The organism is Nisaea sp. (assembly GCF_039990255.1).
GTDB lineage: Bacteria > Pseudomonadota > Alphaproteobacteria > Thalassobaculales > Thalassobaculaceae > Nisaea.
In genome coordinates this window covers 26,126-38,009 of record NZ_JBDXGG010000025.1, presented here as the reverse complement: position 1 = coordinate 38,009, position 11,884 = coordinate 26,126, and the positions used below count along the sequence as shown (strand labels likewise).

Genomic DNA, 11,884 nt, shown 5'->3' with positions numbered 1-11,884 from the left:
CCGTTGACGCGTGGGCTTTCGGACATTATTCTAACATTTGTTAGAAATATGAGGGAGAGTTGCGATGGCACAGTCCAAGGAGGGCTTGTCTGCTGAGGCCGGTCAGTATGTGATGCCATCGCGCTTTGTTGAGAGCGACAGCGTGGAAGTGCAGGATTTCGTTTCCTCAGCATTGCGTGATCTGCCTGCGGATGCAATCGACCGGGACAAGGCGATCCGCCTTTTCGAGGCGGTACGCGATGGCATCCGTTACGACCCATATTGTTTTGCATTGGACGAGGATTCTTATCGAGCCAGTCGGATCGCGGGCGCCGAGGCGGCGTTCTGCGTCCCCAAGGCCATTCTTCTAGCGGCTTGTCTGCGGGCCGCGGGCATACCGGCGGCGCTGGGTTTTGCCGATGTCCGCAACCACCTGAACACACCCAAACTGCAAGAGCTGATGGGCACGGATCTGTTCATCTATCACGGCTATGTACAGCTGTGGCTGGATGACGAGGTCTACAAGGTCACTCCAGCCTTCAATATCGAGCTGTGCGAAAGGTTCGGGGTGAAACCGCTGGTCTTCGACGGCCATCACGATGCCCTGTTCCACGAGTTCGACGAAAAGAACAATCGGCACATGGAATACGTGAACGACCGTGGTCTCTTTTTCGATGCGCCGATAACGGAGTTCCTGCGCGTTTTCCGGGAAACCTATCCCCAGCTGGAGGAGTTCAACCGCGTTCGTATTGCCAACGGGTCCAAGGGCTATGATGCCGGGTTCTCGGTAGAAGGCGAGTCATGAAATACTTGGAGGATTTCCATCCAGGCCAGGTGTTTCGCTTTCGAAGTGCACCGATGAGCGCGGAGTCGATAAAGGCCTTTGCCCTGGAATGGGACCCGCAGCGGCTGCATACCGACGAGGATTATGCCACCGCCATGCACGGAAGCCTGATTGCCTCCGGTTTTCAGACCATGCTGGAGGCGTTCAAGCCCATCATGATCGAAATGATGGTCGACGTGGCCAATATCGGCGGCATGGGCTTTGACAATCTGCGCTGGTCGCGCCCCGTTCGCCCCGATGAACCGCTCGATATCGAGATGCAGGTCAACTCGGTCACGCCGTCGCGCAGCAAGCCCGACCGGGGTGTTCTCCACTATACGCTGCGTGCCAAGAACCCGGCGGGCGAGGTCGTTTTCTCCACAGACACGCCTGTCATGATCAAGCGAAAACCAAATGAAACAGACTGAAGACAACACCCAGGATCAGGAAGACCTGCGCCTGCTGAGGGAAAGCGCCCAAACCCTGTTCGCCCGGGCAGGCGGCAGCGACCGCGCCAGAAAACTGCGCGATGCCGGTGGTCGGTGGGGTGACGGCATGATTACCGAACTTGCCGGCGCTGGCGTTTTCGGCGTCGCGGTGCCGGAGGAAAACGGCGGCCTGGGCATGGGTCTTGCTGCTGCCGGCGTGCTGGCCGAGGAGGTCGGCCGTGTCATTGCCCCCGAACCTGTGGTGGCAACAATCGGGCTGACGATCGGTCTCTTGTACCGTCTTTGCCCGGATCACGGGATGTTGGAAAAGGCCATCGGGGGCGAAACCGTGCTGGCGACGGCCTGGCAGGAACGCGGCGCGGCGGGGGTCGCGCCGGGCAGGGACTGCCGCTTTGCGGGCGGCAGGCTGACCGGCGCGAAAGCCTGGATCGCCGGTGCGGTCGGGGCCGACGGCTATCTGGTGGTGGCCGAAGGCGACGGCGGCGCGGTTCTTGCCTATGCGGAGGCGGGCGCGGCCGGGCTGAACGTCGAAGGCCGCCGGCAGGCCGATGGCAGCGCATTGGGCGAACTGTCCTTTTCGGCGACGCCGGCCGAGCTTCTGGCCGAGGGGGCGGCGGTCGAGGCGGCTCTGGCCGAAGCGGTCAGCGACACCACCGCGCTGGCCGCGGCCGAGCTTGTCGGGCTAAGCGGTCGTGCCTTCGAGATCGTGCTTGATTACGTCAAGACTCGCGAACAGTTCGACAAGCCCATCGGTGCCTTTCAGGTCATCCAGCACCGCGCTACCGACCTGTATGTGATGCAGGAGGTCGCCCACGCAGCGGTGCGCGAGGTGTTGTCGTCGATGGACCGTGCCGCGGCCGGACCCCAAGCGCGTGCCCGCCTGGCCAGCCGCGCCAAGGCTCGCGCCGGCGCGGCGGCAAAGAAGATCACGCGCGATGCGGTCCAGCTTCACGGGGCGGTCGGATATACCGACGAATTCGACATCGGGCTATTCCTGAACCGGGCGCTGGTGCTGTCGGCTTGGCTCGGGGACGACACCTATCACCGGCGGCTCTGGCTTGATGCCCGCGACAAGGAGGGGGCGGAAAGATGACGGACTGGAATGCGATGACCGACGAGAATTTCCGCCGCGAGGTCCATCAGTTCTTTGAATCCGAGTACCCCGAGGAATTGCGCCACCTTCCGCACCGCCCGACCTTTGCCGAGGTCGAGCATTGGCATCGCAAGCTCCATGCTAAGGGCTGGGTCGCTCCGGCCTGGCCCGCCGAGTATGGCGGCATGGGGCTGAGCGCCGCGAAACTTCTGATCTTTTACGAAGAACAGCAACGCTGGGGTGTGAACCGTGGGCGCGACATGGGCGTGCAGATGGTTGGCCCACTCATCATCAAGTTCGGTACCCAGACGCAAAAGGACTATTGGCTGCCGCGGATCCTGAGCTGTGAAGACATCTGGTGTCAGGGCTATTCCGAGCCAGGCGCCGGGTCCGATCTGGCCAACTTGCGCACCCGCGCAGAGATCGACGGGGATGACTTTGTCATCAATGGCCAGAAGATCTGGACCACCATGGCGCATGACGCCACGCATATCTTCATGCTGGTGCGGACCGATCCCGACGCGCCGAAAAAGCAGCAGGGCATTAGTTTTATTCTGGCGCCGATGGACCAGCCCGGGGTCGAGGTGCGCACGATCCGGACGCTGGCCGGCGAAACCGAGTTCTGCGAGGTCTTCTTCGACGATGCCCGCACGCCTCGCGCGAACCTTGTGGGCGAGCTGAACAAGGGCTGGACGATGGCCAAGGCGCTCCTGAGTTTCGAGCGTATCTTCATCGGTTCGCCCAGCCTTGCGCAGAATGCTCTGGGTCAGTTGGAGGTTTTCGCCCGCGGCCGCGGGGCGTTTGACGATCCGGTGTTCCGCGACCGTTTTGCCCAGGCCGCGCTCGACGTGGAAGACCACGCCGCGCTCTATTCCCGGTTCGCCGATCAGCTCAAGCGTGGCGAAACGCTGGGCGCGGATGTCTCGATGCTCAAGATCTGGGTGACCGAGTGCTTTCAGCGCATCACCGAGTTGATGATCGAGGCGGCCGGACCGGATGGTGGCACCATCGGCCCGCTTCAGGTCGGAAATGTCAGCGTCGATGTCCTGGCCAGCTTTTACAAGGCCCGGCCGACCACGATCTACGGCGGATCGAACGAGATCCAGCGCAACATCTTGTCCAAGGCAGTCCTCGGACTGCCGGGCTGAACCGATACCAACGTCCAAGGGAGGAACCCCACAGTGTCAAACCGTTATGCGAAGTATGACAAGCTGAAATTTGACTACCCGGCGGATCGCGTCCTGCGCATCACTTTCGATCGGCCCGAGAGCTTCAACTCGGTCGATGCAGAAACCCATACCCAGATGACCGATATGTGGATCGACATCGATCGCGACCCCGATATCAATGCGGTCATCGTGACCGGCGCGGGCAAGGCGTTTTCGGCCGGCGGCGATTTCAGCCTGATCGAAAGCATGATCGGCAATTCGCACGAGATCATGAAGACGTGGAAAGAGGCCAAGGACCTCGTCTACAACATCATCAATTGCAATAAGCCGATCATCTCCGCCATCAACGGCCCGGCCGCCGGTGCGGGTCTGGTGGTCGCAATTTTGGCCGACATCTCGATCGCGGGCAAACGGGCCAAGATCGTCGACGGACACCCGCGGCTGGGCGTGGCCGCGGGCGACGTCGCGGCGATCATCTGGCCGCTGCTGACCTCGATGGCCAAGGCCAAATACTATCTGATGACCTGCAAGCCGGTTTCGGGCGAAGAGGCCGAACGCATCGGGCTGGTCTCGATGTGCGTCGAGGATGACGAGCTGCAGCAGATCGCCCTGGATACGGCTGTCGAACTGGCCAACGGGTCGCAAAGCGCGATCCGCTGGACCAAGTATTCGCTGAACAACTGGCTTCGTCAGGCCGGGCCGATCTTCGATGCCTCGACCGCGCTTGAAATGCTTGGCTTCATGAGCGAGGACGTCAAGGAAGGCGTTCTGTCGCACCGCGAGAAGCGAGCGCCGAACTTTCGCAAGGACTGTCCGCTTTAAGGGGCGCAGGGTCGAGGAGGTATGGTCATGTCCGAGAGCATCTATCAAGACATCGCGCAAGCCTATGCCGCCGCGGCCGAAAAGGCCCCGGGCCTGAAATCGCGATTTGCGGCGGCCGGGTTCGATCCGGCAGCCATGACATCGCTGGAGGACCTGTCGCGTCTGCCGGTGATGACGAAGGAGGAGCTTCTGAAGCTTCAGCGGGACAACCCGCCTTTTGGCGGGTTCCTGGCCGCGGACATGAAGGATATCGGGCGGATCTATGTTTCTCCCGGTCCAATCTTTGAGCCGGCGCTGCCGGGCGGTGGCGGCCATGGGCTGGACCTGCTGTTCAAATCCGCCGGGGTCGGGGCGGGCGACATCATCCTGAATACCTGGATGTATCACCTGGTGCCGGCGGGTCTGCTCTTTGATGAGGCGGCGCAGGCCGCGGGCGCCACGGTGATCCCCGGCGGGGTTGGCAACACCGAGCTTCAGGCGCAGATCGTCGTTGAAACCGGCGTGACCTCGATCTGTGCCTCGACCGCGTTCTTTCTAACCCTGGCGGACAAGGTGATCGAAACCTATGGCCGCGATGCCTGGAAGGTGAAGACCGCCTTTCTTGGCGGCGAAATGGGCGACTGGATGGCCAAGCGCCGCCGGATCGAGGCCGATTATGGCGTGTCAACCTGGGCGGCCTATGCTACCGCGGATCTCGGTTTGGTGGCCTATGAAGATGGGGGCGAGGGCTATGTCGTGCATCCGGATTGCGTGGTGCAGATCTGCGATCCGGTCAGCGGCGAACAGCTGCCTCAGGGCGCGCGGGGCGAGATCGTTGTGACCGCACGACACGCAACCTGGCCGATGATCCGGTTTGGCACCGGCGACAGCGCCTATGCGCTGGACAGCAACGCGGATGGCAGTGTCAGCCGCCTGTCGGCGTTGCAGGGTCGGGTCGGAGCGGCGGTGAAGGTGCGCGAGATCTTCGTCTATCCGCGCGTGGTCGAGGAGGTTGTCATCGCCACGCCGGGTGCCAAGGCGGCTCAAGCCATCGTGACCCGCGAGAACGACCGCGACACGGTCCGCCTGTCCCTAGTGCTGGAAGAGTGCGCGGACGAGCAAGCCGGCCGTGAGGCCGCCAACGAAGCGTTTAAGTTGCATGCCCGCATTCGCGCCGACGACGTCGCTGTTGTTCAGTCGCTGCCGGAAAACGCTCCACTAATCGTCAACCAGAAGGATGGTTGATGGCGCAGACTTCGCCATACAGGACTGTAATGTTAAAGCTCAAGGCTGGCTCAGCACTAAGACCTGATCAGGGCGTAAATGTGACACAGGTTTTCATATGCGGAGAACCACCCGATGTCGGGGACAGCAGTCGTGGCAGGTGACGCGATGCGAGTTGTAACATCAGAAGAAACATGTCGCGTTCGGTGTCCTGCCCGTGGTGTGCCCCTATCGGGTGGTCCGGTTTGATTGTTAGTGCATCGCGGGCCTCTGGTCTATCGGGACGATGCTTTCCGGCGCGGGTGGGCGGTAGCCCAGAGCGCTGTGCGGCCTGACCGTGTTGTAGTGAACTCGCCATTGCTCGATCAGGATCTGGGCCTCCCGCAGGCTATAGAACAGCTCTCCGTTGAGGAGTTCATCGCGGAACCGAGCGTTGAAGCTTTCGCAGTATCCATTCTCCCAAGGTGACCCTGGTTCGATGTAGGCCGTCTTGGCACCGACCGCCGCGATCCAGTCGCGCACCTTCTGGGCAATGAACTCGGGGCCATTGTCGGATCTGATGTATTCCGGCGGACCGCGCAGGATGAACAGGTCCGTCAGCGCATCCAGCACGTCAGTTGAGTTGAGTTTGCGATCGACGCGGATCATGAGCGCCTCCCTGGTGTATTCGTCGATGATGTTGAGCGTCCGGTAGACCCGACCATCAGCTGTGCGATCCTGGACGAAGTCGTAGGACCAAACGTGGTTTGGCCGTTCGGGCCGCAAACGCACGCACGACCCTTCATTCAGCCAGAGCCGTCCCTTTTTCTTCTGCTTTTGTGGGACCTTCAGCCCTTCACGTCGCCAGATGCGCTCCACGCGCTTGTGGTTCACATGCCAGCCCGCGTTGTTCAACAGACCGGTGACCATCCGATATCCATAGCGCCCGTACTGGTCAGCCAGATCGATGATGTCGTCGGTCAGGCGTTCTTCATCGGCCCGACCCTGGGGCACCTTGCGCTGCGTGGATCGGTGCTGCCCGAGCGTGCGGCAGGCGCGGCGTTCCGATACGCCAAGCTCCCGCCGCACATGGTCGATGCATTTCCTGCGACGCGAAGGGCTTAGAAGTTTCCCCGTGCCGCCTCGGTCAGAATGAGCTTGTCCAAGGTCAGGTCAGACACCGCCCGCCGAAGCCGCTGGTTCTCTTTCTCCAGTTCCTTCAGCCGAGTGAGCTGAGATCGCTGCATCCCGCCATACAGCTTACGCCATCGATAGAACGTCTGCTGCGTCACGCCGATCTGGCGCACCGCTTCGGCAATTGTCGACCCTTGTCCCTGCAGCACTTCAACCTGCCGAAGCTTCGATACAATTTCTTCGGGCTTCTCTCGTTTCCCAGCCATCGCTGATCCTCCAATTCGCGGGACAAATCTATCCCAGTTGGCGGACCACTTTCAGGGGGCTATTCCAATTGTGGACCTCACGTCGCGATGGTCCAATAGCAATGGAGGCGTTCGCTGAATGGTAGGCTTTATACAAGCGCCGCTGTTTGTCCCCGCGTCACGGCCCACGCTATTTCCCAAAGCAGTGCTTTCGCGTCCAGACGCGGTAATCCTTGATCTTGAGGACGCCGTGGCGGAACATCACAAGGAGGTCGCGCGGGCGAACATTGACTGCGATTTCACCAGTCTTCCGGTCATCGTCCGGATAAACGGCAGAGGCACGAAATGGCACGAGGCCGATATTGCCGCAGTGAGCAACTTGCGTGGAGTGGCAGTCATGCTGCCCAAATCGGAGTATCCCGAGGAAGTGGCAGGCGTTGTTTCCAAATTGAACGGCAATCCACTAATAGCACTTATCGAGACGGCGCGGGGTGTGGCGCAGGCTCGCGCCATTGCGGCGCAGAAAGGGGTGGCTCGTCTCGCATTCGGGTCGATCGATTTCTGCGCTGATATGGGGTGCGGACACCTGCGCGAAGTCCTCTTGCCGGCAAGGTCCGAGTTGGTTCTGGCATCGCGTCTTGCCGGAATCATGGCGCCAATCGATGGAGTAACGATGCAGTTGAATGATAGAGCACTTGCCTATGACGACGCAGCGCACGCGCGCAATCTTGGTATGACCGGAAAGCTCTGTATTCATCCGAGCCAAATCGCGGAAGTAAAACGCGCATTCGCGCCAACAGAGTCAGAAATTGACTGGGCGCATCGGGTAATAGCTACCGGCGATGGTGCTGTCTCTATTGACGGTATCATGGTGGACGAGCCTGCGCGCGCCCGGGCCCGAACCGTTCTTGCGACCGTGGAGCGGAGATAATGTTATCGTCGAAGCTTACAAAAAGGATATGGCTAGAATAAATACGCCATGTTGTAAGCAGCCAACAAGGATAGCAAGGAGGATTTGCTATGGAAGCAGCGAGCATGCAGAGAGGAATGTCAAGGGCTGGGTATATGAATTCATCTGAACCGCGCTCTTTTCTTGGGCACCGCAGGAGTACACCAGAGAGAGTCAGTGATGTACCGAGCTCCTCGCGATTTTCACCTGTAGGCGATTGGATGTGCCATTCGGGGGTGGGAGAGCTTCTCAGCGAAATCTCGGGTCCGACCGCGCTCAATGATCCAGATAGACAGAAAACCATTAAACATGCGATGTAAATATGAAATATAAATTACTTATCAGACTCCGATCAGGGCAAAAAATCGATCGTTCTTGAACTTAGGACCTGTTATCTTAAGAATAACATCAGAGTGCTATATTTCATGCCTTCAACGAGAGCCTCGTTCTCTCTGTGGGCATGGCGATGGGCGGAGAATCATCAATTCAATCCTGTTTGTATTTGACATATGAGCGTTCCAGGTAAGTCGAGGCCCATCTCGGTGCCTAACATCATCGCGCGCAAGGGTGGAGCGCCGCTGGTGTGTCTGACGGCATACACGACCCCGGTCGCGAAGCTTTGCGACGCGCATTGCGACATCGTCCTGGTCGGCGACAGCGTCGGCATGGTTCTGCACGGGCTCCCGTCGACGCTCGGCGTGACCATGGAGATGATGGTGTTGCACGGCAAGGCAGCGCGGCGCGGCGTGGAGACAGCGCTGCTGGTCATAGACATGCCGTTCGGTTCCTACGAGGAAACCCCCGAGCAGGCGTTCCGCAACGCGGCGCGGCTGATGGCCGAAACCGGCTGCGCGGCGGTCAAGCTGGAGGGCGGGGAGAGCATGCGCGAAACGATCCGCTTTCTCACCGCGCGCGGCATCCCTGTGATGGGGCACGTGGGGCTGACGCCGCAGGCGGTCAACGCCTTCGGTGGCTACAAGGTGCAGGGACGCGGCGAGGGCGCCGAACGTATCCGGCGCGATGCCCGTGCGGTCGCTGAGGCCGGCGCGTTCGCCGTGGTGCTGGAAAAGGTGACGGAACCCCTTGCCCGCTCGATCACGCAGGAAATTCCCGTGCCGACGATCGGCATCGGCGCGTCGCCGGCCTGCGACGGACAGGTGCTGGTCGTTGACGACATGCTCGGCATGTTCAGCGACTTCCGGCCGAAGTTCGTCAAGCGCTACGCCGAACTGGGGAGTGAAGCGGATGCGGCGATCGAGTCCTACGCCGAGGAGGTGGCCGCGCGGCGGTTTCCGGGCGGGGAGCACGTGTTCGTGGAGGCCGCGCCGGGCGCGTCAGTGGGAGGAAACAGATGAGCGTACCGATCGCCAGAACGGTCGACGAGTTGAAGCGAACCGTGGCCGAGTGGCGCTCCAAAGGAGAGAGCATTGCCGTCGTGCCGACGATGGGGGCGTTGCACGCGGGGCATTTGAGCCTGGTACAGGCGGCGCTGGACACCTCCGACCGGGTGATCGTGACGCTTTTCGTTAACCCGAAGCAGTTCAACAGCGCGGCAGATCTCGCGGCCTATCCGCGCACCGAAAAGGAAGACGCAGCGAAGCTTACGCCGCTCGGCGCGCATCTCCTCTATTGTCCCGACGGTGAAGAGATGTATCCAGCGGGTTTCGCGACGACGGTCTCAGTCTCCGGTGTCAGTGAGGGCCTGTGCGGCGCGTATCGTCCGGGCCATTTCGACGGCGTCGCGACGGTCGTTGCAAAGCTGCTTATGCAGACGGACGCGGATTTCGCCTTCTTCGGCGAGAAGGACTTCCAGCAGTTGCAGGTGGTGCGGCGGCTCGTCGCCGATCTCGACATACCTGTCGCGATCATTGGCTGTCCGACCGTGCGCGAAGAAGATGGGCTAGCGATGTCGTCCAGGAACTTACGTTTATCGGCTAGCGAAAGGGCAATTGCGCCGATTCTCGCCAGACAGCTCTTTCAAGCAGCAGACAAGATTGTTGCAGGCGAGCCTATTGCACAATGTTTAAACCGTGCGCGCTCGTGTATTCTTGCGCAAGGGTTTCAATCTGTCGAATATTTAGAGCTATGCGATGAATATAAACTTATTCCATTGGTAAAAGCTGATCAGCCTACTCGGATACTATCGGCGGTTTGGCTTGGCGGAATAAGGTTAATTGACAATGTCATAGTCACAAAAACGGAGGCATCAAAGTAGAGATAGAATATTTCTTTTATTACATACTTTATTCCTGTATTGGGTTGGGATAATTCTTGGAACCCGCGGGGAGGGATTCAGCAGAGCAAGCTAGTGGAGAGACCGAAATGAAAACCGAACCGCGCGAAAGCATGGAATTCGACGTGGTGATCGTCGGTGCCGGACCGGCCGGTCTTGCCGCCGCGATCCGGTTGAAACAGGCCAATGCCGATCTGTCCGTCGTGGTGCTGGAAAAGGGCGCCGAGGTCGGCGCGCATATCCTGTCGGGCGCAGTCGTCGATCCAGTCGGCATCGACAAGCTCATCACCGACTGGCGCGACGACCCGGATCATCCCTTCAAGACCGAGGTGAAGGACGACCAGTTCCTGTTCCTCGGCCCCGCCGTCTCGATCCGCCTGCCGAATTTCGCCATGCCGCCGCTGATGAACAATCACGGCAACTACATCGTCTCGCTCGGCAATGTCTGCCGCTGGCTGGCGGGCCGGGCGGAGGCGCTCGGCGTCGAGATCTATCCGGGCTTCGCCGCCGCCGAGGTGCTCTATAACGAGGACGGCTTGGTGAAGGGCGTCGCCACCGGCGACATGGGCGTCCAGCGCGACGGCACGCCGGGCCCGATGTATGCCCGCGGCATGGAGCTGCATGGCAAGTACACGCTGATCGGCGAGGGCGTGCGCGGTTCGCTCGCCAAGCAGCTGATCGCCAATTTCAAGCTGGATGCCGAGAGCGACTACGCCAAGTTCGGCATCGGCATCAAGGAACTCTGGGAGGTCAAGCCGGAGAACCACCGCCAGGGGCTGGTGCAGCACTCCTTCGGCTGGCCGCTCGGCATGACGACCGGGGGCGGCTCGTTCCTCTATCACCTGGAGGACAATCTCGTCGCGGTCGGTTTCGTCGTCCATTTGAACTACAAGAACCCGTATCTCTACCCGTTCGAGGAATTCCAGCGCTTCAAGACGCATCCGGCGATCCGCGGCACCTTCGAGGGCGGCAAGCGCATCGCCTACGGCGCGCGCGCCATCACCGAGGGCGGATGGCAGTCGGTGCCGAAGGTTTCCTTCCCGGGCGGCGCTCTGATCGGCTGCTCGGCCGGTTTCCTCAACGTGCCGCGCATCAAGGGCTCGCACAACGCGGTGCTCTCCGGCATCCTCGCCGCCGACAAGGTCGCCGAGGCGCTTGCCGCCGGCAAGGCCAATGACGACGCGCTTGATGCCTACGAGAACGAATGGCGCGGCAGCGAGATCGGCAAGGACCTGAAGCGGGTCCGCAACGTCAAGCCGCTCTGGTCGCGTCTCGGAACCGTGCTCGGCGTCGGCATCGGCGGCATCGACATGTGGATCGCCCAGCTGACCGGCGGCTGGTCGCCGCTCGGCACGTTGAAACACGGCAAGCCGGACTATGCCGCAACCGAAAAGGCGTCGCACTTCAAGCCGATCGCCTATCCCAAGCCCGACGGCGTGCTCACCTTCGACCGCCTGTCCTCGGTGTTCCTGTCGAACACCAACCACGAGGAGGATCAGCCGGTCCATCTCAAGGTCAAGGACGAGAACCTTCAGAAATCTTCGGAATATGTTGATTTCGCAGGACTTTCGGCTCGCTACTGCCCGGCCGGCGTTTACGAGTGGATCGATGCCGACGGCAACTCGGTTCCCGCCGACGCTGACCGCAAGCCGGGCGACAATGTCCGCTTCCAGATCAACGCGCAGAACTGCGTGCACTGCAAGACCTGCGACATCAAGGATCCGAACCAGAACATCAACTGGACGGTGCCGCAGGGCGGCGAGGGGCCGGTTTACAGCGTTATGTGAATGCTCAAGGGAGTAATCG

At 60.8% G+C, this 11,884-nt stretch carries 11 protein-coding genes; 10 read left to right on the top strand and 1 reads right to left on the bottom strand.

The annotated features are described in order from the left end of the window. Positions 1-64: 64 nt before the first annotated feature. The 6 genes from ABJ076_RS22490 to ABJ076_RS22465 are packed head-to-tail and all read left to right on the top strand — an operon-like array spanning position 65 to position 5,559. Positions 65-784 (top strand): transglutaminase family protein, encoded by a 720-nt coding sequence (locus ABJ076_RS22490; protein WP_348195819.1) that lies wholly within the window; start codon positions 65-67, stop codon positions 782-784. After that, positions 781-1,230, top strand: coding sequence for a MaoC family dehydratase (locus tag ABJ076_RS22485; RefSeq protein WP_348195818.1), 450 nt, complete (start codon positions 781-783; stop codon positions 1,228-1,230). The genes ABJ076_RS22490 and ABJ076_RS22485 overlap by 4 nt, the downstream gene beginning before the upstream one ends. Further along, the gene (locus tag ABJ076_RS22480) at positions 1,217-2,344 is read left to right on the top strand and encodes an acyl-CoA dehydrogenase family protein (RefSeq protein WP_348195817.1); all 1,128 of its coding nucleotides are present in this window, start codon (positions 1,217-1,219) and stop codon (positions 2,342-2,344) included. The genes ABJ076_RS22485 and ABJ076_RS22480 overlap by 14 nt, the downstream gene beginning before the upstream one ends. Next, complete coding sequence (locus tag ABJ076_RS22475; RefSeq protein ID WP_348195816.1) at positions 2,341-3,492, top strand: acyl-CoA dehydrogenase family protein; 1,152 nt, start codon at positions 2,341-2,343, stop codon at positions 3,490-3,492. The genes ABJ076_RS22480 and ABJ076_RS22475 overlap by 4 nt, the downstream gene beginning before the upstream one ends. Positions 3,493-3,525: 33 nt before the next feature. Next, on the top strand, positions 3,526-4,335 hold the full coding sequence (locus tag ABJ076_RS22470) for an enoyl-CoA hydratase/isomerase family protein (RefSeq protein ID WP_348195815.1): 810 nt from the start codon (positions 3,526-3,528) through the stop codon (positions 4,333-4,335). Between the two features lie 27 nt (positions 4,336-4,362). Further along, on the top strand, positions 4,363-5,559 hold the full coding sequence (locus tag ABJ076_RS22465; RefSeq protein ID WP_348195814.1) for a hypothetical protein: 1,197 nt from the start codon (positions 4,363-4,365) through the stop codon (positions 5,557-5,559). A 231-nt stretch (positions 5,560-5,790) separates the two neighbouring features. Here ABJ076_RS22465 and ABJ076_RS22460 read toward each other — a convergent pair. Continuing rightward, positions 5,791-6,917, bottom strand: a protein-coding gene (locus ABJ076_RS22460; RefSeq protein ID WP_348195813.1) for an IS3 family transposase whose coding sequence is annotated in 2 segments (ribosomal slippage) — positions 5,791-6,653 and positions 6,653-6,917 — 1,128 coding nt in all. Because the reading frame shifts where the segments join, the coding sequence is not laid out codon by codon here. Between the two features lie 118 nt (positions 6,918-7,035). On the opposite strand from ABJ076_RS22460, the gene ABJ076_RS22455 reads away from it, so the two are divergent. The 4 genes from ABJ076_RS22455 (at position 7,036) to ABJ076_RS22440 (ending at position 11,865) form a co-directional block, all read left to right on the top strand. Further along, positions 7,036-7,827 carry a CoA ester lyase gene (locus tag ABJ076_RS22455; RefSeq protein WP_348195812.1) on the top strand — a complete coding sequence of 264 codons (792 nt, stop codon included), beginning with the start codon at positions 7,036-7,038 and terminating at the stop codon, positions 7,825-7,827. Positions 7,828-8,354: 527 nt separating this feature from the next. Then, a complete protein-coding gene (panB, locus tag ABJ076_RS22450; RefSeq protein WP_348195811.1) occupies positions 8,355-9,200 on the top strand; it encodes a 3-methyl-2-oxobutanoate hydroxymethyltransferase in 846 nt (281 codons plus the stop codon). Then, positions 9,197-10,060, top strand: coding sequence for a pantoate--beta-alanine ligase (gene panC / locus ABJ076_RS22445; protein WP_348195810.1), 864 nt, complete (start codon positions 9,197-9,199; stop codon positions 10,058-10,060). The genes panB and panC overlap by 4 nt, the downstream gene beginning before the upstream one ends. A gap of 107 nt (positions 10,061-10,167) precedes the next feature. Further along, positions 10,168-11,865: an electron transfer flavoprotein-ubiquinone oxidoreductase gene (locus ABJ076_RS22440; protein WP_348195809.1), complete on the top strand. Its 1,698-nt coding sequence runs from the start codon at positions 10,168-10,170 to the stop codon at positions 11,863-11,865. The last annotated feature ends 19 nt before the right edge of the window (positions 11,866-11,884 follow it).

What these genes read in the sequence shown, in the direction of transcription:
- panC (WP_348195810.1), top strand. Translation starts at nt 9,197, where the DNA reads ATGAGCGTACCGATCGCCAGAACGGTCGACGAGTTGAAGCGAACCGTG.
- ABJ076_RS22485 (WP_348195818.1), top strand. Translation starts at nt 781, where the DNA reads ATGAAATACTTGGAGGATTTCCATCCAGGCCAGGTGTTTCGCTTTCGA.
- ABJ076_RS22465 (WP_348195814.1), top strand. Translation starts at nt 4,363, where the DNA reads ATGTCCGAGAGCATCTATCAAGACATCGCGCAAGCCTATGCCGCCGCG.
- ABJ076_RS22440 (WP_348195809.1), top strand. Translation starts at nt 10,168, where the DNA reads ATGAAAACCGAACCGCGCGAAAGCATGGAATTCGACGTGGTGATCGTC.
- ABJ076_RS22490 (WP_348195819.1), top strand. Translation starts at nt 65, where the DNA reads ATGGCACAGTCCAAGGAGGGCTTGTCTGCTGAGGCCGGTCAGTATGTG.
- panB (WP_348195811.1), top strand. Translation starts at nt 8,355, where the DNA reads ATGAGCGTTCCAGGTAAGTCGAGGCCCATCTCGGTGCCTAACATCATC.
- ABJ076_RS22455 (WP_348195812.1), top strand. Translation starts at nt 7,036, where the DNA reads ATGGTAGGCTTTATACAAGCGCCGCTGTTTGTCCCCGCGTCACGGCCC.
- ABJ076_RS22480 (WP_348195817.1), top strand. Translation starts at nt 1,217, where the DNA reads ATGAAACAGACTGAAGACAACACCCAGGATCAGGAAGACCTGCGCCTG.
- ABJ076_RS22475 (WP_348195816.1), top strand. Translation starts at nt 2,341, where the DNA reads ATGACGGACTGGAATGCGATGACCGACGAGAATTTCCGCCGCGAGGTC.